General features: G+C 64.9%; 18 protein-coding genes. 12 read left to right on the plus strand and 6 right to left on the minus strand.

The features are described from left to right. Positions 1-95: 95 nt before the first annotated feature. A complete protein-coding gene (gene pdxS / locus ACQCSW_RS10205; protein ID WP_354250179.1) occupies positions 96-1,022 on the plus strand; it encodes a pyridoxal 5'-phosphate synthase lyase subunit PdxS in 927 nt (308 codons plus the stop codon). Positions 1,023-1,229: 207 nt separating this feature from the next. Here the strand turns inward: pdxS and ACQCSW_RS10210 are convergent, their stop codons facing one another. Beyond that, positions 1,230-3,242: a M3 family metallopeptidase gene (locus tag ACQCSW_RS10210; protein WP_426985577.1), complete on the minus strand. Its 2,013-nt coding sequence runs from the start codon at positions 3,240-3,242 to the stop codon at positions 1,230-1,232. A gap of 84 nt (positions 3,243-3,326) precedes the next feature. On the opposite strand from ACQCSW_RS10210, the gene ACQCSW_RS10215 reads away from it, so the two are divergent. Then, positions 3,327-4,598, plus strand: coding sequence for a CapA family protein (locus ACQCSW_RS10215; protein WP_426985579.1), 1,272 nt, complete (start codon positions 3,327-3,329; stop codon positions 4,596-4,598). 56 nt (positions 4,599-4,654) lie between these two features. On the opposite strand, the gene ACQCSW_RS10220 is transcribed toward ACQCSW_RS10215, so the two are convergent. Together ACQCSW_RS10220 and ACQCSW_RS10225 are read right to left on the minus strand one after the other, a co-directional pair. Next, the gene (locus tag ACQCSW_RS10220) at positions 4,655-5,422 is read right to left on the minus strand and encodes a type 1 glutamine amidotransferase (RefSeq protein WP_426985581.1); all 768 of its coding nucleotides are present in this window, start codon (positions 5,420-5,422) and stop codon (positions 4,655-4,657) included. Next, positions 5,419-6,711: a MurT ligase domain-containing protein gene (locus tag ACQCSW_RS10225; protein WP_426985583.1), complete on the minus strand. Its 1,293-nt coding sequence runs from the start codon at positions 6,709-6,711 to the stop codon at positions 5,419-5,421. Before ACQCSW_RS10225 ends, ACQCSW_RS10220 begins: the two co-directional genes overlap by 4 nt. Positions 6,712-6,802: 91 nt before the next feature. Between ACQCSW_RS10225 and pdxT the strand changes: the two genes are divergently transcribed. From pdxT to ACQCSW_RS10270, 9 genes are all read left to right on the plus strand, one after another. After that, positions 6,803-7,513, plus strand: coding sequence for a pyridoxal 5'-phosphate synthase glutaminase subunit PdxT (gene pdxT / locus ACQCSW_RS10230; RefSeq protein WP_426985585.1), 711 nt, complete (start codon positions 6,803-6,805; stop codon positions 7,511-7,513). Between the two features lie 3 nt (positions 7,514-7,516). Then, on the plus strand, positions 7,517-8,272 hold the full coding sequence (locus tag ACQCSW_RS10235; protein WP_426985587.1) for a YebC/PmpR family DNA-binding transcriptional regulator: 756 nt from the start codon (positions 7,517-7,519) through the stop codon (positions 8,270-8,272). A gap of 35 nt (positions 8,273-8,307) precedes the next feature. Further along, positions 8,308-8,886 (plus strand): crossover junction endodeoxyribonuclease RuvC, encoded by a 579-nt coding sequence (ruvC, locus tag ACQCSW_RS10240; RefSeq protein ID WP_111907711.1) that lies wholly within the window; start codon positions 8,308-8,310, stop codon positions 8,884-8,886. A gap of 90 nt (positions 8,887-8,976) precedes the next feature. Further along, the gene (ruvA, locus tag ACQCSW_RS10245) at positions 8,977-9,621 is read left to right on the plus strand and encodes a Holliday junction branch migration protein RuvA (protein WP_426985589.1); all 645 of its coding nucleotides are present in this window, start codon (positions 8,977-8,979) and stop codon (positions 9,619-9,621) included. Further along, positions 9,614-10,702 carry a Holliday junction branch migration DNA helicase RuvB gene (gene ruvB, locus ACQCSW_RS10250; protein ID WP_426985591.1) on the plus strand — a complete coding sequence of 363 codons (1,089 nt, stop codon included), beginning with the start codon at positions 9,614-9,616 and terminating at the stop codon, positions 10,700-10,702. The genes ruvA and ruvB overlap by 8 nt, the downstream gene beginning before the upstream one ends. A 182-nt stretch (positions 10,703-10,884) precedes the next feature. Then, positions 10,885-11,274: a preprotein translocase subunit YajC gene (gene yajC, locus ACQCSW_RS10255; RefSeq protein WP_426985593.1), complete on the plus strand. Its 390-nt coding sequence runs from the start codon at positions 10,885-10,887 to the stop codon at positions 11,272-11,274. A gap of 111 nt (positions 11,275-11,385) precedes the next feature. Next, entirely contained in the window at positions 11,386-13,146 is a 1,761-nt protein-coding gene (gene secD / locus ACQCSW_RS10260; RefSeq protein ID WP_354250188.1) for a protein translocase subunit SecD, read from the plus strand. Further along, on the plus strand, positions 13,146-14,168 hold the full coding sequence (gene secF / locus ACQCSW_RS10265; protein WP_426985595.1) for a protein translocase subunit SecF: 1,023 nt from the start codon (positions 13,146-13,148) through the stop codon (positions 14,166-14,168). The genes secD and secF overlap by 1 nt, the downstream gene beginning before the upstream one ends. A 136-nt stretch (positions 14,169-14,304) precedes the next feature. Then, positions 14,305-16,698 (plus strand): RelA/SpoT family protein, encoded by a 2,394-nt coding sequence (locus tag ACQCSW_RS10270; protein ID WP_426985597.1) that lies wholly within the window; start codon positions 14,305-14,307, stop codon positions 16,696-16,698. A 691-nt stretch (positions 16,699-17,389) separates the two neighbouring features. On the opposite strand, the gene ACQCSW_RS10275 is transcribed toward ACQCSW_RS10270, so the two are convergent. Beyond that, a complete protein-coding gene (locus ACQCSW_RS10275; protein ID WP_426985599.1) occupies positions 17,390-19,015 on the minus strand; it encodes a DUF349 domain-containing protein in 1,626 nt (541 codons plus the stop codon). Positions 19,016-19,082: 67 nt separating this feature from the next. Then, complete coding sequence (locus ACQCSW_RS10280) at positions 19,083-19,883, minus strand: peptidylprolyl isomerase (protein ID WP_426985601.1); 801 nt, start codon at positions 19,881-19,883, stop codon at positions 19,083-19,085. A 235-nt stretch (positions 19,884-20,118) separates the two neighbouring features. Here ACQCSW_RS10280 and hisS point away from each other — a divergent pair, with 235 nt between their 5' ends. After that, positions 20,119-21,501 carry a histidine--tRNA ligase gene (hisS, locus tag ACQCSW_RS10285; protein WP_426985603.1) on the plus strand — a complete coding sequence of 461 codons (1,383 nt, stop codon included), beginning with the start codon at positions 20,119-20,121 and terminating at the stop codon, positions 21,499-21,501. A 135-nt stretch (positions 21,502-21,636) separates the two neighbouring features. On the opposite strand, the gene ACQCSW_RS10290 is transcribed toward hisS, so the two are convergent. Then, a complete protein-coding gene (locus tag ACQCSW_RS10290) occupies positions 21,637-22,881 on the minus strand; it encodes an APC family permease (RefSeq protein WP_426985605.1) in 1,245 nt (414 codons plus the stop codon). Positions 22,882-22,982: the final 101 nt, after the last annotated feature.

Here is a 22,982-nt window from a genome sequence, read left to right on the forward strand (position 1 = left end):
CCGGTCAATGGATCCGGCAACCCGGTGCGTGTACTTTCGGCTTCATGCCGCCCTCACGCCCGGCGAAGATCATCTATCTACCCATAGGGGTTTTTGTGTCTACACCTGATGTAAGCAGCGAAGCCGGTTCGTCCGCGAACAGCGTCACGGGCAGCAACCGCGTCAAGCGCGGCATGGCTGAGATGCTCAAGGGCGGCGTCATCATGGACGTCGTCAATGTTGAACAGGCCCGCATCGCCGAAGACGCCGGTGCCGTTGCAGTCATGGCTCTGGAACGCGTTCCGGCCGATATCCGTGCCCAGGGCGGCGTGTCCCGCATGTCCGATCCGGACATGATCGACAAGATCATCGAAGCCGTCTCCGTCCCGGTCATGGCCAAGGCCCGGATCGGCCACTTCGTGGAGGCCCAGGTCCTGCAGTCGTTGGGCGTGGACTATATTGACGAGTCCGAGGTCCTGACCCCGGCCGACTACGTCCACCACATCGACAAGAGGAACTTCAAGGTTCCCTTCGTCTGTGGCGCCACGAACCTTGGTGAGGCGCTGCGCCGCATCAACGAGGGCGCGGCCATGATCCGTTCCAAGGGCGAAGCGGGCACCGGCGACGTCTCCAATGCCACCGGGCACATGCGCCAGATCCGCGCCGAGATCGCCAAGCTTGCCGCCCTGCCCGAGGACGAGCTCTACGTCGCGGCCAAGGAACTTCAGGCCCCGTACGAACTGGTGAAGGAAGTTGCCGCGGCCGGCAAGCTTCCCGTGGTGCTGTTCACCGCCGGCGGCATTGCCACCCCGGCCGACGCTGCGATGATGATGCAGCTCGGCGCTGACGGTGTGTTCGTTGGCTCCGGCATCTTCAAGTCCGGCAACCCGGCCCAGCGTGCCGCTGCCGTGGTCAAGGCCACCACGTTCTTCGATGACCCCGACGTCATCGCCAAAGCCTCCCGCGGCCTCGGCGAAGCCATGGTGGGCATCAACGTGGACGAGATCCCGCAGCCGCACCGGCTCTCCGAGCGCGGCTGGTAGTTCCTCTTTAGGGGGCGCCGGACGGAGCTGATCCTCTGCGCACTATTCCCCGCGTCCAGCTGAGGCCGCTTCGCGGCGAGCCTGGACGCGGGGCCCCTTTTACGCGCGCTGCCGGATCACCCCCGTCGTTCGCTTGGTGCTCCTGATTTACTACGGCGGTCCCTCACCTTTCTAGGTGAGGAGCCGGCGTCGTCTGTTAACTGAGTTTTACTCCAGGCCGCGGCGTTTCAGCAGGGGCTCCAGCCGGGCGTCGCGGCCGCGGAGCGCGCGGAAGGATTCCAGCGGGTCCCTGCTGTTGCCGCGGGAGAGCAGCTCCTGGCGGAAGCGTTCGCCGTTGGCGCGCGTTATGCCGCCGTTCTCGGTGAACCAGTCCACGGTTTCGGCATCCAGCACCTCACTCCAGATGTACGAATAATAGCCGGCCGCATAGCCGGCTCCCGCGAAGATGTGCTGGAAATAGCCGGTTCGGTAGCGCGGCGGGATCAGGGCATGAGCCACGCCCGCGGCCGCGAGGGACTTCGCCTCAAAGGCCAGGACGTCGTCGGGGATTTCGGTTTCGTCCAGCACATGCCAGGCCAGATCCAGCAGCGCAGCGCCGAGGTATTCCGTGGTCCCGAAGCCCTCGCCCCAGAGCCGTGAGTCGTTCAGCTTGTCCACAACCTGCTGCGGAAGCGGTTCGCCGGTGGCGTGGTGCCGGGCATAATGTGCAAGCACCTCCGGCCACAGGATCCACATCTCGTTGACCTGCGACGGGTATTCCACAAAGTCGCGGGGGACAGCTGTCCCGGCGAACCGCGGATAGGTCACGTTCGACAACAGGCCGTGGAGTGCGTGTCCGAACTCGTGGAAAGTGGTGCGCAGCTCGTCCAGCGTCAGGAGCGTGGGCTCACCTGCCGGCGGCTTGGAGATATTGAGGTTATTGATCACCACTGGCCGGGTGCCGAGCAGGACCGACTGTTCCACCAGCGAGTTCATCCAGGCGCCGCCCCGCTTGGATTCGCGGGTGTAGTAGTCGCCCAGGAACAACCCCAGCCCGCTCCCGTCCTGGTCCCGGACTTCCCAGACGCGGACGTCCGGGTGGTAGCCTGCGAGGTCCTTCCGTTCGTGGAAGGTGATGCCGTAGAGGGATGTGGCGGCGAAGAAGACGCCGTCCCGGAGAACGCGGTCCAGCTCGAAGTAGGGGCGGAGCGCCTGCTCGTCCACGGCGTACTTTTCGCGCCGCACCTTGGCTGAGTAGTACGCCCAGTCCCAGGCCTCCAGCGGATGCCCTGCCGCCTCGGTCAGGGCCGCAGCCTCGGCGTCGGCATTGCGTACCGCGGCAGGGGACAGCCTGTTCAGCATGGACTGGACCGCCTCAAAGTCGCGGGCCGTCTGGCGGTCCACCACGAGTTCGGCATAGTTGGCAAAACCCAGAAGAGCTGCCTTTTCAGCGCGCAGGCCGGCCGTCAACCTGACCAGTTCCAGGACGTCCAGGCCGCCGCCGTCAGTGCCCCGGCCGATGGAGGCCTCAAATAGCCGCCGGCGCACGTCCCGGTTTTCGAGGGCAGCCAGGGCGGGCTGGTTGGTGGGCTGGATCAGCGTCAGCAGGAATTTTCCGTCGTGGCCAACGGCGCGGGCCGCCTCAGCGGCGCTGGCGACATCGTCGGCCGGCAAGCCGGCCAGCTCTGCTGCTGTGTCCAGCAGCAGTGCGGCCGATTTTATGGCCTCCTTGACCCGCTGGCCAAACTCCGTGCCCAGTTTGGACAGCTCCGCGTTGATTTCCCTCAGCCTTTCCTGGCCCGGCATTTCGAGCTGGATCCCGGACTGGCGGAACTCTTTCACGTACTCCTCCACGAGCCGGACGGACTCAGGGTCAAGCCCGGAGGTGTCAATCGCCGCGAACCGGTCGAACAGTGCGCGCTTGAGGTAGATCTCGTCCTGATGGGCCGAAACGCGGGGTGAGAGTGCGGTTTCCAGGTCACGGATTTCGTCTGTTGCGTCGGCTGAGACAAGGGTGAAGAAGGAGGCCGCCGCCCGCTGGAGCAGTTGGCCGGCTTTCTCCATGGCCAGGGCCGTATTCTCGAAGTTCGCCGGCACCGGGTTGTCCACGATCGCCTGGATTTCCACCACATGCTCCGCCAGGCCAGCGCCGACGGCATCGGCGTAATCGGATGGTCTGATCTGGGCAAAAAGCGGCAGCCCGTAGGGCAGGGCGCTGGCGCTGAGGAGGGGATTCGTCATCACGCTAACCTTTCATACTGCCGTGTGCTTCTCAACGTGCGGCTTTGCGGAATTTGCGCGGCGTCCAGACCTACAATGGCGCCTATGGGGAAAAGATTGGGCGCTGCTTCGGTGTGCGCTGTTGCTGTTCGTTCCGCTGCTGCGGTGTCCGCCGGCATCCTGGCCGCGGCGGTGCTGGCAGGCTGCGGCCTGATCGCCGAACAGACCGTCCCTTCCTCCGGTGCAGCCGCGAGTACCGGTGCCGGGACAGGGCAGCCAAGCCTGACGGCGACCCCCACCCCGACGCCCACTCCCACCACCGGCGCGGGGCCGGCGTGTCCCACGCTGCGCTGCACGTCCGTCCTGGTGACCGGCGACATGCTGGTCCATACCCAGCTCTGGCAACAGGCCCGCGACGACGCCGCCGCGGCAGGCAAACCAGGGCTGGACTTCACCCCGCTCCTCGAAGGCCAACGCAAGTACATCCAAGCCAGCGACCTCGCCATCTGCCACCAGGAAACCCCCGTGGCCGGGCCCGACGGCCCGTTCGCCGCGTACCCGTCGTTCAACGTCCCGCCGCAGATCATCACAGCGTCCAAGGCGGTGGGGTACCAGGCGTGCACCACCGCGAGCAACCATACGATCGACCGGAGCACGGACGGGGTGCTGCGCACACTCGATGCACTGGATGCCGCGGGGCTGAAGCACACCGGTTCCTACCGGACCGAAACCGAGTCCCAGGGCATCCTGATCCTGCAGACCAAGGCAGCCAAGATCGCCATCATCCAGGGAACCTACGGCCTCAACGGCCAATACCCTGAGTACCGCTGGCAGGTCGACACGCTGGACGCGCCCACCATGATCGCCAAGGCCGTCAAGGCACGGGCCCTCGGCGCGGACATCGTACTCGGTGCCATGCACGCCGGCGACGAGTATGCCAGCGAAGCCAACGCCCAGCAGCAGGAGGCGGCCCACGCCCTGGTGGACAGCGGCCAGTTCACCATGATCTACGGCCACCACACCCACTCGGTGCTGCCCATCGAAAACTACAAAGGCACCTGGATCGTCTACGGGCTCGGCAATGGAGTCACGGAACTGTCGCCCTGGTACGTCGTGAACAACGAAGGCCTGCTCGTGCGGGCACAGTTCAGCCAGGACACGGCCGGCAGGTGGACGGCGACGGACCTCGCCTGGGCTCCGTCGGTGATTGTCCGCGACCCGTACCGCTGGTGTTCGGTGGCAACGGACGCGCCGCAGGGGGTCTGTGCAACACCCGAGGCCGACGCCGCCACCAGGTTGAGGACCGCCACCGTGGTGGACTCGATGGGCGCGGCTGCTGCAGGCGCGCACGAACTGCTGATCAGCAAAGAACCTTGAGGCGCCGCGACGGGGAAACCGTCAGCGCGGCGCGACCCAGCGCAGTAAAAGTAAAGTCAGCGCGGACGGCGCGCCGCATGCTCCCGGGCCAGCACCGCGTAGCGGTCGTCCGGGGCGCCGGCCGTGAACATGCCGTATTTTCGTTCAGCGGCGGTCCTGATAAGGAAGTCTGCGATGGCAGGGTTCTTGGGCAGCAGCGAACCGTGCAGGTAACTGGCCACCACATTCTTGTAGCGAGCGCCCTCGTGGCCGTCGCTGCTGTTGTTGCCGGTACCTTTCGCCGTGGTCCCCAACGGCCGGACGCCGGGACCCAGCGTGGTTTGCCCGCTGTGGTTCTCGTAGCCCAGCACCTCGCCGAACTCTTCGGTGGCCACCCTGACGTTGCCGATCAGGCGTTCGTCCGTGCCGTGCGTCTCCACGTCCAGGACACCGATGCCCGGAATGACCGAGCCTAAACGGGTCTTGAAGAAGCGCCCGAACAGCTGGTACAGCCCGCAGATCACCAGCATCGGCGCGCCGTCCTCGGCCAGCTGAGTGAGGACATCGGCCTGCGACTGCAGGTCGTCCTTGATGACCAGCTGTCCGCTGTCCTGCCCGCCGCCGCCCACGATGAGATCCACATCGGCCGGAAACTCGTCGCCGACGTTGTATTCCAGCAGCTCCGGGGTATAGCCGTGCCAGCCGATCCGCTGCCTGATCACCAGGGCGTTGCCCCAGTCGCCGTAGATGTTCATGTCCCGCGGGTAGAGCTGCAGGACCCGGAGTGTGCCCTTGGAATTCTGTTCGACGCCGTCCGGCCCAATGCCCAGTGATTCAACGCTCATGAGACCACCTCCACTGTGGTGATTTTGGACAGCTCGCGGCGGATGGCCAGCATGGCTGTGTAGGTGCAGAAGATCCGCTTCGGCTTTCCCTTGGCCTCGCGGATGAACGCGGCCAGTGCGGGCGCGATCTCAGGCTGGACCCCGCCGATCAGGACGTCGTCGTACTGCAGCCGCAGCGCCATGTCATAGGCACGGGACCCGGTCAGCTGGTCCACGCCGCCGTCGCGGAGCGAATCGAATTCCACGTCCCACAGCCAGGACATGTCCCGGCCGTCGGCGTAGTTGTCGTTGATGGCGATCATGGTGGCGTAGCCGGCCGCGGGGAAGGACTTCAGTCCGAGCCGGAAACCGCTGGGATTTTTGACGAGCACGAGGTCCAGTGGCTGGCCGTCCACCGTGAGGCTTTCGCCGCGGCCAAACGCCGGCTCCACCTGGGACAGTGCGGTGAGCAGGGTGGCGTGGTCGGCTGTGGCGGCACCCCCGCCACAGATGCTGCGGGCCAGGGTCAACGCCGCGGCCGCATTGAAGATGTTGTAGACGCCGCGGAGCTTCATCGCGGTGGTGACCGTGACGCCGTCGTACTCAAAATCGGCAGTGTCCGGCCCCACTTTGCGGAGTACGACTTCGGCGGGCGGCTTGTGGGGGAGCGTCGCCGGGGCGGGACTTCCGGGCGCTGCCCGCATGTCGTCGTCGTTGGGGAAGGTGCTGAGGAGGGAGTCGTCCAGGCCGAAGTACTGGACGTCCTGGCCGGTAAGGGTGTCCGCGATGCGGGCAACACGGGGATCTTCCCGGTTGAGGACCACGGTTCCGGTGGTCTTGTCAGCGATGTGCTGGAGCAGCTGGGCTGTCTTGTCGATCTCGCCGAACCGGTCCAATTGGTCACGCAGGACGTTGAGCAGGAGGCTGTACCGCGGCGGGACGCGGTTCACAAAATGCGTGGCGTGGGCTTCGTCGAGCTCCAGGACGGCGACGTCGGCCGTGAGCCTGCCGCGCCAGTCCACTTCGCCCAGCAGGGCGGCGGCCACGCCGCGGGTGAAATTGCTGCCTGTGCGGTTGGTGAAGACCTTCAGGCCCTGGCTTTCCAGGAGTTCCACCACCATCTTTGTGGTGGTGGTTTTGCCGTTGGTTCCGCTCACCACGGCAACGCCGTGGGGGAGCGTGGCGAGCGTCCGCTGCATAAAGCCGGGATCGATTTTCTCGACCACCAGCCCGGGCAGGGCGGACCCGCCGCCCCTGAGCCGGGAGACCCGGCGGACCAGCTTGCCGAGCGGAACACTGATGTAAAGCATGCTCTGTAATATATCCCAGCAACGGCATAGAACCCTTCCCGGGAAGCGCTTCCGGCGACGCCCAGGGAGCCGCGCACATTATGCTGATTGGATGACAAACCCCCTTTCGGCAGCTTCTGCACGCGTGGGCTCGGGCCTGCGGATCGGCGTCCTGGCACTTCAGGGCGACTTCCGCGAACACCTCCGGGCCGTGGAAGCCGCCGGTGCCGCGGGCGTCGGAATCCGCAGGTCTTCGGAACTGGACGGCCTCGACGGCCTGGTCATTCCCGGCGGCGAATCAACAGCCATCGACAAGCTGGCGCGCGCCTTTGAGCTGTCCGGACCGTTGAAGGACCGGATCCGCGACGGACTGCCGGTCTACGGTTCCTGCGCCGGCATGATCCTCCTCGCCGACGAGATCGCCGACCCGGCCATGGACCTGGCCGGCAATCCGCAGCAGACCTTCGGCGGCCTGGACATCACGGTGCGGCGCAACGCCTTCGGCCGCCAGCGCGAGTCGTTCGAAACGGACCTGGACTTCAAGGGCCCGGACTTCAGCGCCACGGAATCCGGCGTTGCGCCAGTACATGCAGTGTTCATCCGCGGCCCTTGGGTGGAGCGCGTCGGAGCCGGCGTGGAGATCCTGGCCCAGGTGGAGCCCGCCGACCCGGAGCACGCCTCCCATGCGGCCAGCCTGCCGGGGACAGCTAGAATTGTTGCAGTGCGTTCCGGCCACCTGCTGGCCACCTCCTTCCACCCGGAAGTGACTGGGGAGAAACGTGTACATGAACTTTTTATCCGCATGATCAGAGGAGACGCGTAAAGCATGTCAGGACACTCCAAATGGGCAACGACCAAGCACAAGAAGGCCATCCTCGATAGCCGCCGCGCAAAGTCGTTCGCCAAGCTGATCAAAAACATCGAAGTCGCTGCGCGTATGGGTGGACCGGACCTCGCCGGTAACCCCGGTCTCGAACTCGCCGTCACGAAGGCCAAGAAGACATCGGTGCCCGCCGACAACATCGACCGTGCCATCAAGCGTGGCGCCGGCCTCACCGGTGAAGTGGTTGACTACACCGAGATCATGTACGAATGCCGCGGCCCGCAGGGTTCGGCGCTGCTGATCGAGTGCCTGACGGACAATAAGAACCGCGCGGCCTCCGAGGTCCGCCTGGCCATTTCCCGCAACGGCGGCACCATCGCCGATCCGGGTTCGGTGAGCTACCTCTTCAGCCGCAAGGGCGTCGTCTCGCTGCCGAAGAACGGCCTGAGTGAGGATGACGTCCTGATGGCCGTCCTCGACGCCGGAGCCGAGGAAGTCAAGGACAACGGCGACAGCTTCGAGATCCACTCTGAGCCGACCGATCTCCAGGGCATCCGCGATGCCCTCAAGGAAGCAGGAATGGAGTACGAGACCGACGAGGCCGAGTTTGTGCCGTCCATGCAGGTGCCGCTGGACCTCGATGCCGCCAAGAAGTTCTTGAAGCTGGTTGACGCCCTGGAAGAGCTCGACGACGTCCAGAATGTCTACAGCAACGCGGACCTCAGCGACGAAGTCCAGGCCGCCCTGGAAGCTGAGTGACTGTCCGCTTTGTGGCCTAGGGCGGATGTCTCAGGGTGACCCTGCGCGTATTGGGCGTTGACCCGGGCCTCACCCGCTGCGGCATCGGCGTGGTCGACGTCGAGCGGAACCGGCGGGCCACGATGGTGGCGGTCGGGGTGGTGGGTACCTCTCCCGAGGAGACCCTGGACCAGCGCCTGCTGGTTATTGCCTTGGCCATCGACGAGTGGCTGGACCGCTACGAGCCGCACGTTCTCGCCGTCGAACGCGTTTTTTCCCAGCTCAACGTCAGCACGGTGATGGGGGTGGCGCAGGCCTCCGGTGTGGTGATTGCTGCCGCGGCCCGGCGCGGGATCCCGGTGGCTCTGCACACGCCGTCAGAAGTGAAAGCAGCAGTGACCGGCAGCGGTACCTCGAACAAGGAAGCCGTGACCAAACTCGTCACGAAAATCCTCAGGCTGGACGCGCCGCCGCGGCCTGCAGACGCTGCAGATGCCCTGGCGCTTGCCATCACCCACGCCTGGCGCGCGGGCAGCGGCGCCGCTGTGGCAACCACTGGCCCCGGCAGTCTGTCGCTGACTCCGGCCCAGCGTGCCTGGGCCGATGCCGAGGCGAAAGCGCGCCGCGCACGCTGAATGTCCGCGGCGCTTGCTAGGGTATTCGTAGATATGTTCGGATAGCCGGTCCTACTCCCAAGAGCCCGGCAGTACACCAGGAGCCCGGCTTTGATCAGTTTCCTTCGCGGAACCGTAGCGCATGTGGGCCTTTCCACTGCAGTAATCGACCTCAACGGGGCGGGCATGAGCGTCAACGCCACGCCGCAGACCCTCAGTCGTCTCCGCACCGGCGAGGAAGGCAAGCTCTTCACCTCGCTGATCGTGCGCGAGGATTCACTCACCCTGTTCGGCTTTGCCACCGACGACGAACGTGAAGTCTTTGACGTACTCCTCAGTGTCAGCGGCGTGGGTCCGCGGCTCGCGCTGGCGGTGCTAGCCGTGCATGAGCCTGAAGCGGTCCGGGTTGCTGCACACACAGGTGACAGCAAAACGTTCACGAAAGTGCCAGGCATCGGCCCCAAGGTGGCTGGACGGATCGTGCTGGAACTGGCCGGCAAGCTGGTGCCGCACGGCACGGCAGGTGCCGTCGGCGCGTCCACCCCGGCCGAGGCAGCCTGGAAGCCCCAGGTGGTTGCGGCCATGACCAGCCTCGGCTGGTCGGAAAAGGATGCGGCTGCGAGCATCGAGAAGGCCCTTGCGGACGATCCCGAGGTTGAATTCCGTGGCAATGTGGCCGAGATCCTGCGGACCACGCTGCGCTGGCTGGGCCAGGATGGCGCGCGGGCCGGCAACCGCGTAGGCAGCCGTGGCTGAGCCTTCGGTGGTGGCGGCCGGGGAGGAACCCGAGGAACGGGTGATCGAAGCCGCCCTCCGGCCGAAGAACCTGGATGACTTCGTAGGCCAGCACAGGGTCCGCAAGCAACTCTCGCTTGTCCTGCAAGCCTCCCGGATGCGGGGACGCAGTGCGGACCACGTGCTGTTTTCCGGCCCTCCAGGCCTCGGCAAAACCACCCTGGCCATGATCGTGGCCGCTGAAATGAACGCGCCACTGCGGATCAGCAGCGGTCCGGCCATTCAGCACGCCGGCGACCTCGCTGCCATCCTTTCCTCCCTTTCCGAAGGGGAGGTCCTGTTCCTGGACGAGATCCACCGGATGTCCAGGCCGGCAGAGGAAATGCTCTACATGGCCATGGAGGACTTCCGTGTGGACATTGTGGTGGGCAAGGGCGCCGGGGCCACCGCCATACCGTTGGAACTCCCGCCCTTCACGCTCGTAGGTGCCACCACACGCGCCGGTCTGTTGCCGGGCCCGCTCCGGGACAGATTCGGGTTCACCGGGCATTTGGAGTTCTACAGCGTGGCCGAGCTCGAACTGGTGCTCAGGCGTTCTGCCGGCCTGCTGGACCTCAAGGTCAACTCTGCGGGCTTCAGCGAAATTGCTGGCCGGTCCCGCGGTACGCCGCGTATCGCCAACCGCCTCCTCCGCCGGGTCCGGGACTGGGCACTCGTGCATGGGATTGAGCAGATCGATGCCCGCGCAGCTTCTGCTGCCCTGGACATGTATGAAGTGGACAAGAGGGGCCTGGACCGGCTTGACCGGGCAGTCCTGGAAGCACTCATTACGAAGTTCGGCGGGGGCCCCGTGGGCCTTTCTACCTTGGCGATTGCTGTGGGGGAGGAGACCGAGACCGTGGAAACGGTGGCGGAACCGTTCCTGGTGCGCGAAGGCCTGCTGGGCCGGACGCCTCGGGGCCGCATCGCGATGGCTCCGGCCTGGACCCACTTGGGCTTCGCCGTACCGGCCGGAGTTTTCGGGCAGGAGCCGCTGGATCTGTTCGAACCGGACCCCGACACCGCCGAGTCCGCAGCTGAATGGGCACCGAACGGTCAATAGCACTGTCCTCCCAGCTTTTCCCTTTAGACTGGTATGACACCCGGCACGTTCGGGTCTGTGTTCCCGCGGCGGCTCCGAGGAGCCGTTGCCTGCCAGGCACGATTTTCTGCAACGGGGAACGACGCGGACGCTGCCAAACACTCGATACGCCAGTACAGAACGGAATCTTCCCTGTGGATCCAATGAACATCGTCTTGTTCGCAATGCTCGGAATCTTTATCTTCATGATGTTCCGCCGCAACAAGAAGACCAAGGAGCAGCAGGCAACGCTGCAGTCCCAGTTCGAGCCCGGTGTTGAGGTCATGACGAGCTTCGGACTCTATGGCCGGATTGTCTCCATGGACGACGCGGAGAACAAGGTTGTCCTGGAACTCTCGCCCGGGAACCTGGCCACCGTCCACCGCCAGGCCGTGACCAAGATTGTGGAACCGGCCGTCGAGGCCGAGACTCCGGCCGTCCCGGATGACGCCTCCTCCCTGACCACTGAAGACGCGGGCACCCCGACAGCATCCGCCGAAACCCCGGACGAGACCTTGAAGCGCCTCAACGACGAGGGCAAGAAGGACATCTAGTCCGCGCCGCACGGCAGCCCGCGTTACAACACCTCTACGGCTGGGGACAACCGCCGGTGGGACTGATAGCTCCCGCCGGTGGTTCCTCCGTAAATAAGAGAAAGATCGACAATGGCACGAACTGGCCCTAACAACTCAGGCCTGAGGGTACTGGTGTGGCTCGGTGTAGTCCTCGCCGTGCTGACCGCCGTCCTGGCCGGCGGCACCCTTGCCGGACAGGCAAGCTGGGCACCCAAACTGGCACTGGACCTCGAGGGTGGCACCCAGATGATCCTGGCGCCCAAGGTTGAGGGTGGCGGTTCGGATATTAACGAACAACAGCTCAATCAGGCCGTAGCCATCATCCGCCAACGCGTTGACGGCTCCGGTGTTGCCGAAGCGGAAATCAGCACGCAGTCCGGCCGGAACGTTGTGGTTAGCCTTCCCGGTACGCCGTCCACCCAGACGCGGGCACTGATCCAGGCTTCCGCGGACATGAACTTCCGCCCGGTTCTCCTCAACGGGTCCGGCGCACCCGTTCCCACGGCATCGCTCACCCCGGAGGACCAGCTGCCAAAGCCCACCGCGGCACCGGCCAACAGCAGTGACACCAACTGGATCACTGCCGATGTCTACCGCAGCTTCGAAACCCTGGACTGCGACAACCCCTCGCAGGAAAAGCAGCAGCGTTCAGATCCCACGAAACCGTTGGTGACCTGCGAGCCCGCGACGGCGAAGACCCCAGCAATCAAGTACATCCTGGGCCCAGTGGAGGTGAAGGGCAGCAACATCGTCACGTCCTCCTTCCAGCTTCAGCGGGGATCCCAGGGTGCCGTGACGAACCAGTGGGCAGTGAACATCCAGTTCGACGCCGATGGCACCACTAAGTTCAAAGACGTCACCCAGCGCCTGAACCAGTTCTACGTGGCAGCCGGCGGCGAGACCGGCAACGACCCCAAAGCCCAGTTCGCCATTGTTCTTGATGACCAGGTCATCTCTGCCCCGCGGTCCCTGGCAGTCATCACTGATGGCCGCCCCCAGATCACGGGTAACTTCACCGAACAGAGCGCCAAGGCCTTGTCCGATCAGCTGAAGTTCGGGGCGCTGCCCATCAGCTTCGAGATCCAGAGTGAGCAGCAGATTTCCGCCACGCTCGGTGGCGAGCAGCTGCGCATGGGCCTGCTGGCCGGCCTCATCGGCCTGCTGCTGGTGGTGGTTTACTCGCTGTTCCAGTACCGCGCCCTGGGGTTTGTCACCATTGCATCGCTGGTGGTGGCCGGTTCCCTGACGTACCTCGCCATCGCGATTCTGGGGTGGACCGAAAACTACCGGCTCTCCCTTGCGGGCGTCGCCGGCCTCATCGTGGCCATCGGTCAGACCGCTGACTCGTTCATTGTCTACTTTGAACGCATCCGCGACGAACTGCGCGAGGGCCGGGGCCTAGTCTCCGCCGTCGAAAACGGCTGGAAACGGGCCAAGCGCACGGTCCTGGCCTCCAAGGCCGTCAACCTGCTGGCCGCTCTGGTGCTCTACTTCGTGGCCGTAGGAAACGTCCGCGGCTTCGCCTTCACCCTCGGCCTGACCGCCATCGCGGACCTCATCGTGGTCTTCATGTTCACACACCCGACGCTGCAGATGCTTGCGCGCACCAAGTTCTTCGGCGAGGGCCACTCCTTCTCCGGGCTTGACCCCAAGCGCCTTGGCGTTGTGCCGCTGTACCGGGGCGCAGGGCGCCTCCGTACGCCCGAGGCCAGGCCAGAAGTGGTCCGGGCCAAGAATACGGGCGCGGCGGCCGAAGCAGCCCGCAGGATGACCATCGCCGAACGCCGCCTCGCAGAAAAGCAGGAGCAGCTTACGGGCTCCTCCAACGGCGCAGCCAAGGAGAACAAGTAATGTCCAGCAGCTTCGCCAATTTCGGCAACGAGCTTTACACCGGCAAGCGCTCCTACAACTTTGTCGGGGCCAAGAAAGTCTGGTTCCTCATCGCGGCGGTGGCGGTTGCCCTGTCCATCCTTATCCCTGCTGCCAAGGGTGGCTTCAACCTTGGCATCGAATTCCGGGGCGGGTCCGAGTTCACGGTCTCCAACGTGAGAACAACTGATGCCGGCCTGGGCGAGCAGGCCGTGCAGGAAGTGGTGCCAGGGGCCATTCCGCGCGTGGCCAACGTAGCCGGTACCACCATGCGGATTCAGACGGACAAGCTCACTGATGATGAGACCCTCAAAATCAAAGCCGGGCTGACTACTGTCTACGGCGTCACCGACAACGAGGTGACTTCAACCTTTATCGGACCCACCTGGGGCGCGGATGTCACTAAGCAGGCCCTGATCGGCCTGATCGTCTTCGTGGCCCTGGCCGCTGTGCTGATGGCGTTGTACTTCCGGACCTGGAAGATGTCGCTGTCCGCGATGGCTGGAATGCTGGTGACGATGTTCATCACCGCCGGCGTGTATGCCCTTAGCGACTTCGAGGTCACGCCCTCAGCCATCATCGGGTTCCTGACGGTACTCAGCTACTCGCTGTATGACACGGTGGTGGTCTTCGACAAGATCCGTGAGAACACCGCTGATCTCGATGCGTCCACCCGCCGTACTTTCGGTGAGGAGGTCAACCTCGCCGTCAACCAGACCTTGGTGCGTTCTATCAACACCATGATGGTGGCCATCCTCCCGGTCGGCGCCATCCTGTTCATCGGTGCCGGTCTTTTGGGGGCAGGCACGCTGCGAGACCTGTCGCTCGCACTGTTCGTTGGAATTCTGATCGGTACGGCTGCGACCATTTTTATCGCTGCCCCGATGTATGTCTGGCTGCGCCAGAACGAACCTGACCTGGTGAAGCAGGCGAAACGGGTCGAACACCGGAGGTCCGCGAACAATGCCCGGACCGAAGAATCGGCTACGCCCGCGGGGGCCTGACCCTTTGCATCACAGCGGGCCGGGCGGCGTCGGAATACCGACGTCGCCCGGCCCGTTCGCATTTAAGCGCCGGTTACATAAGTGAACTGACAGGGGAATAGACTGGGGTAATTAAACAGTCGTGAGGGGTGCTTCATTGGAAGAACGTTCGGCGTCGGTGCCAACGGCAGGCGGGGATAACAGTCCGGGCCACGGAGTCCAGACCGGACTGACCGCTTCCGCACGCCCGGCGCCGGCTGTTCCCGTGGACAACTCGGGTGCCCGCCCTACATTTCCCGGCCGCCGCGAACGGACGCGCTCCCGCTTGGCAAGGCTGACCGGCCGCGGCACGGCAACCTATTCGCCCATTCTTGAGCCGCTGCTGCGTACCGTCCGCGCGAACAACCCCAAAGAAGATTTTGATCTTATCCAGCGCGCCTTCGAGGTGGCTGAGCAGAGCCACCGCGGGCAGAAGCGCAAGAGCGGTGATCCATACATCACCCACCCCGTGGCCGTAGCCACCATCCTCGCTGAGCTGGGTCTTAGCGGAACCACCCTCGCTGCGGCCCTGCTGCACGACACGGTCGAGGACACGCCTTACACCTTGGCGGACCTCAAAAGGGACTTCGGTCCTGAGGTTGCCATGCTGGTGGACGGCGTCACCAAGCTGGACAAGGTCAGCTTTGGTGAAGCCGCGCAGTCAGAGACCGTCCGCAAGATGGTTGTGGCCATGGCCAAGGACATCCGGGTCCTTATGATCAAGCTCGCGGACAGGCTCCACAACGCCCGGACCTGGCGGTTTGTCTCCGCGGAGTCATCGGCCCGAAAAGCCCGCGAGACCCTTGAAATATTCGCGCCCCTGGCCCACCGCCTGGGCATGAACACCATCAAGTGGGAGTTGGAGGATCTGTCCTTCGCGGCCCTCTATCCGAAGGTCTATGAGGAAATTGTCCGGATGGTGGGCGACCGCACCCCGGAACGGGAGAAAAGCCTCGGCGTCATCCGGGACCAGATCACCGACGACCTCCGTACCGCCCGGATCAAGGCCACCATTACCGGCAGACCGAAACACTACTACTCGATCTACCAGAAGATGATCGTCCGGGACAAGGATTTCGACGACATCAACGACCTCATGGGCGTCCGAGTGCTCGTCGATTCGGTCCGGGACTGTTACGCCGCCCTGGGCACCATGCATTCGCGCTGGAACCCATTGCCGGGGCGTTTCAAAGACTACATCGCCATGCCCAAGTTCAATATGTACCAGTCACTGCACACCACGGTGATCGGTCCCGGCGGCAAGCCCGTGGAGATCCAGATCAGGACCCACGAAATGCACCGCCGTGCTGAGTACGGTGTGGCCGCCCACTGGAAGTACAAGGATCAGCCCAACCGTACGGCAGTGGGGCCGGGCAGCCCCCGCGACGGCGATATGGGCTGGCTGAGATCCCTGGTTGACTGGCAGCAGGAGACTTCCGATCCAGGGGAGTTCCTGGACTCGCTGCGGTTTGAGATCAATGCCCGCGAAGTCTTTGTCTTCACCCCTAAGGGCGAGGTCATGGCACTGCCTGCCGGATCGACTCCGGTTGATTTTGCCTACTCCGTCCACACCGAAGTGGGGCATCGCACCATCGGCGCACGGGTCAACGGCAAGCTCGTTCCCCTGAACAGCGAGCTGAACCACGGCGACTGGGTTGAGATCTTCACGTCCAAGGCCGAAGGCGCCGGGCCTAGCCAGGACTGGCAGCACTTCGTCAAGAGTGCCCGCGCCCGGAACAAGATCCGTCAGTGGTTCAGCAAGGAACGACGCGAAGAAGCAATCGACCGCGGCAAGGAATTGCTGACACGGGCGATGCGCAAGCAGAACCTGCCCCTGCAGCGCCTGATGACGCACGAGGCCCTCGCGTCGGTGGCCGCAGGTTTCAAGTACCTTGACATCTCGGGCCTCTACGCCGGCGTAGGCGACGGTCATACGTCAGCGCAGTCGGTCATGGAGAAACTTGTTGAAAGCCTGGGCGGCAACGAGAGCACTGACGACGACATCACTGAAGTCAGCATCCCTACGCAGGTGGCCAAAACCAAGTTCTCCGATTCCGGCGTGGTGGTGCGCGGCGTTGGCGATGTCTGGGTGAAGCTCGCGCGCTGTTGCACGCCCGTTCCGCCGGACCCGATTCTGGGCTTTGTCACCCGCGGCTCCGGTGTTTCGGTGCACCGTACGGACTGCACCAACATTTCGGATCTCCGGGACCAGCCCGACAGGATTGTCGAGGTGGACTGGGCACCCACCCAGTCAAGTGTTTTCCTGGTGGAGATCCAGGTTGAGGCGCTGGACCGGAAGTCCTTGCTCTCCGACGTCACGCGCGTCCTGTCCGAGAACCACGTCAACATTCTGGCGGCCAGCGTGAATACCTCCACCGACAGGGTGGCCATCTCCAGGTTCGCCTTCGAGATGGGCGACCCCAAGTACCTCAGCCACGTCCTCAGCGCCGTGCGGCGCATCGACGGCGTGTTCGACGTTTACCGGACCACCGGCAACAAGCGCCGGAGCTAGCAGGGCCAGCTTTTCCAGTGCGGCCCGTTTGTGCGGGACCCGCGGGCTGGCTTCGATGGCCAGGATCAGCAGGCGCAGCCGCACGTCCCGTTCCGGGCGGGCCAGCAAGCCTTCCAGTGCAGGCAAGGCCCGGTGGGCGTCGACGTGCAGGGCAATGTCCACGGCGGTGCGCAGCGGACTGGACACCATCAGCCCGCCCATGCTGACAACGTCGAACGGACCAAGCCTGACTTCATGGAGCGTGCAGCCCCGGGTATTGCGGAGGCTCGAAATCCGCCGCTTCGCATCCACCAGCAAGGCCAGCCGGTCCGGTTCAGCCGCGCAGCCGTAGATCCAGGCCGCCGTCATCCGCCCGGCCACCACGCGTTGCCTGACCGCTGCCGGAACCGCGTTGGCCACCGTTCTGGCCCGCACCTGGGGTGACGCCGGAGCGTCCGGCAGCGTGAAGCCGTGCTGGTGGAACTGCGCCAAGACACCGTCCGCCGCCAGCGACTGGAGTTCGGGCCACGCGAAAGGCTTCCCCGGCGAATACAGGTCCGGGTATTGGGGCGGTGAGGAGGTGGCCATCCCTCCATCCTGCCGCGTCTTCCCTTAACGCGCACAGGCCCGGTTCCGGCTATGTGGATAACCGGGACCGGGCCTATGCGTCCTGCGACAAACGCCCTACGAAAGGCGTCCTAGAAACTGCTGACTAGGAAAGCTCGCTGGCCGAGCGCTGGATCTGGTCCAACCAGGCCTGCCTCGCCTCAAGGGCTTCGCGGGCCCCCTTGATCCTGCGCTGGTCGCCGGCATTCTCTGCCTTGGCGAGATCGTCCTGCAGGCCGGAAATGGCTGCTTCCAGCTGCGACAGGGCGCTGTTGGTGCGGGCCTTCGTCTCGGGGTTCGAGCGCTGCCACTTTTCCTCTTCGGCGTGGCGGACAGCGTCCTCCACCTTGCGGAGGCCCGCTTCGATGCGTCCCATGTCGGCGCGGGGGACCTTGCCGGCTTCTTCCCAGCGGTCGCGGACAGACTGGAGCGCCTTCTTGGCCGCGGCCAGGTCCTTGACCGGCAGGATGCTGTTAGCTTCGACGAGGAGTGCTTCCTTCACCGTGAGGTTGGCGGCGTATTCCTGGTCGATCTCCTCGTTGGCTGCCTGCCGGTGAGTGAAGAACACATCCTGGGCGGCACGGAAACGGGCCCAGAGGGCGTCGTCGTCCTTGCGGCTGGCGCGCGGTGAGGCCTTCCATTCATCCATGAGCCGGCGGTATTCGCCGGCGGCAAAGCCCCAGTCGGTGGACGAGGACAGGGCCTCGGCGTCCGCGATGAGCTTCTCCTTGGCCGATTTTGCGGCCGAGTTGGTGCTGTCCAGCTGGGAGAAGTATGCGCGGCGGTGACGGTCGAAGACGGTGCGGGCGGCACGGAACCGCTTCCACAATGCGTCCTCGTTGCTGCGGCCAAGCCGGATGCCGCTCTTCTGGGCTGTCTTCCAGCTTTCAAAAAGATCGTTCATCCGGGCGCTGGAGGTCTTCCACTGGATCTGTGCGGGATCCTGGCCCGAGATCTCTTCGGCTTCGGCCACGATGGCCTCGCGGGCCGCGAGTTCGGCGGAGCGAACGGCGTCGTGTTCCGCCTTCTCTGCCTTTTCGAGTTCGGCGATCTGCGCCGAAACAGTATCCAGCCGTGCTTCGGTGGAACGGAGGTCTCCCACCATGTTCCGCTCTGCCAGCTGTTCGCGCAGGTGCGTGACGGTCTTCTGCATATCGGTGCTGGGCGCCTTGGAGCTGATGCGCTGCTCCAGGAGCAGAACCTGGGCAACAATGTCGTCATGCTTCCGCGCGAAGTAGGCAAGGGCTTCGTCTTTGCTGACGCCGGGGTACTGGCCCACCGGGTGCTCATCGCCGTCGATCGTCAGGAATACGTGGCCGTCACCCTCGACACGGCCCCACTTTGCAGCTTCCGCCAGCGAGGTCGCGGAGGCGACGGGTGCCGGTGCTGCCGCAGGTGCGGCTGCTGCCGGCTTGGGCCGGGCGGCGAAGGCTGCCGGCGACGGGGCGGGTCGAGCTGCCGGAGCAGGCACCGGTGCCGGAGCCGGGGCTTCTTCAGCCGGGGACTGTATAACCGTACTCTCGTCACCGGCCGCTTCTACCGGGGCCACCGGGCCCTCGTCACCTTCGGCCTGGGCGGCCAGGCCCTCTTGATCCACGTCCGCTTGAGCCACGGTTTCGCCAACCGTGGCCTGTTCGGGGGTTGGCTGGACAGCGTCTGCCTGGTCAGCCACGGGGGCCGTTACCTCGGTCAGGTTTGCTGCTGTTTCGTCGGATTTCTGACTGTCTGTCACCGCTAAAAGTCTTTCGCTTGGAGGGAAATACTCACGTACTGCACCGGGGCCGTAAAGGCCTGGGTTCCTACTTCAGAGAAACCGAGTCTATCGTGACTGGTTGCACAGGTGCGCCGTCTGATGCGCTGGAGCCGGGGGTGATTCCCGCGGCGGCAATGGCGGTCACTGCTTCCATTCCGGAGGTCACCTTGCCCACCACCGTATAGCCCCCGGCGGAGTCGGCGGGAATCACCGTGTCTTTGTAGACCACAAAGAACTGCTTTCCGTTACCGTAGGCGTTGTCGCCGGACCGGGCTACGGCAATCGTGCCCGCAGGGTAGGTGTTGTCTGCCGGCGTGTTTTCGAGGGGCCCCCATGTGTACTCGGGGTCGGCGGCAGCGGAGGCGCCGCCGCACTGCAGGAGGCTGAAGGTTTCGCCCGTGGTCAGCCGGTGGCACGCGCTGCCGTTGTAGAAGCCCTCGTCCGTGAGTGCTTTGAAGACCGCGGCGGCCTGGGGTGCCTTGGTCCCGTCGATTTCGACGCCGAGCACGTTCCCGTTCATTGCCAGTTCACCGGTGAACACCTTGCCGGCGGCAGTGTCCGGGGCCGGGATGTTGGCGCCATTGGTCGCAGGTGCAGACGGCGTGGGGGAGTCGGTTGGGCTGGTCAGGCCGGCCTCTGCGGCGGCGAATTCGTCTTCCGTGGGGTTGCCGGCAAAGGCAGTCAGCTGGAGTACGACGGCGAGCAAGACGGCGGCGGTTCCGGCGCCGGCGGCAATGAGGTTGTCGCGCTTGCGCCGTTTCTCCTGGTCCCGCCGCAGCTCGCGCTTTGCCTCCATCTGCTGGATGCGCCGTTTGGCTTCGCGGGCGCTGCGTGAACTGGCCGCCAATGGTCCTCCTGTATGTCGGGCCGCGTCCGGTCGTTACTGAATCCGGAGGCGGTTGTCTGCCGGCAGCCCTCTGCGCTGCCGGCCGCCGTATTAGAGATGCCGGCGGATGACGCATAAACTGACTGCCGCACATAGTTTATGCATGAGTTGCCGGACTGCCGCCGTTCCCCGCCCGTTTCGGGTGGAATGCCGGGCAAAGTCCCAGGCACCCTTCATCAAGAGGAGAACATCCACCATGGCACGCACCGCCTCCCTGTCCGGATTCCCCGAGTGGCTTCCCGAGGAGCGGCTGGTGGAGCTGCACGTGCTGGACACCCTTCGTAAGGTTTTTGAGCTGCACGGCTTCGCGTCCATCGAGACCCGTGCCGTGGAAACCGTGGGCCAGCTGCTGCGCAAGGGCGAGATCGATAAGGAGGTCTACGGCCTCAGCCGCCTTCAGGACGACGACACCGACACTTCCGAGGCGGGCAAGGCTGGCAAAGCTGACCCCAATGCCCTCGCGCTCCACTTCGACCTCACGGTGCCTTTTGCGCGGTACGTCGTCGAGAACGCCGGGTACCTCGCGTTCCCGTTCCGGCGCTACCAGATCCAGAAAGTCTGGCGTGGGGAACGCCCGCAGGAAGGCCGGGCCCGCGAATTCACCCAGGCAGACATCGATATTGTGGGAGACGGCGAGCTGCCGTTCCGCTATGACGTGGAGATTGCCCTGGTCATTGCCGAAGCTTTGAGCGCACTGCCGATTCCGGACTTCCGCCTGCGGATCAACAACCGCAAGCTTGCCGAGGGCTTCTACCGCGGCATTGGCCTGGACGACACCGCGGGCGTGCTCCGCAGCATCGACAAGCTGGAAAAGATCGGCGCAGCCAAGGTCGCAGAGCTGCTCAAGACCGAACTGGGTGCCTCCGATGACCAGGCGGAGGCAGCGCTGAAGCTGGCAGGAATCCGCACCGAGGACACCTCGTTTGTGGCCCAGGTCCGCGCGCTCGGCGTGACGAATGACCTCCTCGAGGAGGGCCTGAACGAACTGGAACAGGTCATCGAGGCCGCCGTGCAGCGCGCGCCGGGCAAGGTTGTTGCCGACCTCAGCATCGCCCGCGGCCTGGATTACTACACAGGCACTGTGGTGGAGACGGTCTTGGTGGGCCACGAACAGCTCGGTTCCATCTGCTCCGGCGGCCGCTACGACGCCTTGGCGAGCAAGGGCAACCGCAAGTTCCCCGGCGTCGGCCTCTCCATCGGTGTGACCCGGCTGGTGTCGCGCATCCTGAGCCAGGACCTGGCCAAGGCCTCCCGTTCGGTCCCCACCGCCGTGCTGGTGGCGCTCACCAATGACGACAGCTGGGGTGCCGCGCAGGACGTTGCTGCCCAGCTCCGTGGCCGGGGCATCGCCACCGAAGTGGCTGCCAAGGCAGAGAAGTTCGGCAAGCAGATCAAATTCGCGGACCGCCGCGGCATCCCGTTCGTCTGGTTCACCGACGACGACGGCAAGCACCAGGTCAAGGACATCCGGTCCGGCGAGCAGGCCGACGCCGATCCCGCAACCTGGACGCCGCCGTCGGAAGACCTTCAGGTCCAGGTCACTGCAGTCCACGTGCCAGCGGCAGCCCAGCCGGCCTGACGCTGACGGCGGTGGGGCCCAGCGGCAGCCTGAACGGGGCACTTCGACACGGACTCGCCGCACTCTAGTTCTGTTTCCCTGGTCAGGTGCCCCAAAGTGCCCCACGACGGAGTAACTTAAGGCTGCCGCGCCGCGCTATCGGCGAAAACGAAGCACCACGAACCGGCCGGCCGCTCCGGCGGTCAGCACGGCGGCCATCCCCAACACCGAGGCGGGCGGCAGTGTGAATGCCAGCAGCAGGCAACTGATGAAGCCGGCCACATTGAGCCACCTCGGGCCGTGGGCCGGGTGCACTCCAAGGGTGTACGCCGCGGCATTCGTCACCGCGTAGTAGATGAGCACACCGAAGCTGGAGAAGCCCACCACGGTCATCACATCAGTGGTCAGGATCAGGAAAATCACGACGGCGGCCACCGCCAGTTCTGCGACGAACGGCACGGTGTGCTTGCCGCCCACCCGGGCCAGGGGCGCCGGCAGGTCCCGTTCGCGCGCCATAGCCAGGGTGGTGCGGCCGACTCCGGTGATGAGCGCAAGCAACGCACCCAGGCACGCCGCTGCCGCGCCGGCCTGGACGAGCGGCGCACCGGCGGCGAGCTGCGAATTGAGCACAGCGTCCAGCAACGGAGCCGTGGTGGCGGCCAGCCGGCCTTCGGTCAAGTGGTTTTGGAGCAGCAGCGCCAACGCCAGGTAGATGACGAAGGCTCCGGCCAGGGCAGCCAGGATGGCACGCGGAATGGTCTTGGCCGGGTCCTTGACTTCCTCGCCGAGGGTCGCGATGCGCGCGTAGCCTGCGAAGGCGAAGAACATCAGGCCGGCGGCCGGCAGCACCCCTTCGATTCCCCCGTGACTACCAGGAAGGGACATCCCTCCAGCCGGATGCGGCCCCACGATGGCGGCAACGGCAACAAACACCAGTGTGGCCAGGACAACGCACAACAGGATCCTGGTCAGCAGCGCTGTGCGGGTAATCCCAAACAGGTTCACAGCGGTCAGCGCCACCACCGCGGCGACGGCAACCGGCACTGCGTAGCCGGGGGAGACATAGTGGCCGAACGTCAGGGCCATGGCGGCGCAGGAGGCCGTTTTGCCGCTGACAAATCCCCAGCCGGCCAGGAAACCAGGCCATTGCCCCAAGCGTTTCCGGCCGTAAACGTACGTTCCGCCGCTGGCCGGATACCGAGCGGCCAACTCTGCGGAGGCCACCGCGTTGCAGTAGGCCACGGCACCCGCGATCAGGACGGAGAGGACCAGGAAATGTCCGGCCAGTCCCGCAGCCGGGGCGAAGACCACAAAAACGCCGGCCCCGAGCATGGAGCCGAGGCCGATCGACGTGGCGTCAAACACGCCCAGCCTCCGTTGAAGCTGCTGGTGTTCGGACATGGGGGAGGCGGGCCTTTCCAGCGGGTAAACTCAGACGGGATTGTTCCCGGAACGATCCTATGCAGTTTCTTTTGTTTTCCTGCTGTCGTCTTCAGAAAGGC

The organism is Pseudarthrobacter sp. Y6 (assembly GCF_050156205.1).
Lineage (GTDB): Bacteria > Actinomycetota > Actinomycetes > Actinomycetales > Micrococcaceae > Arthrobacter.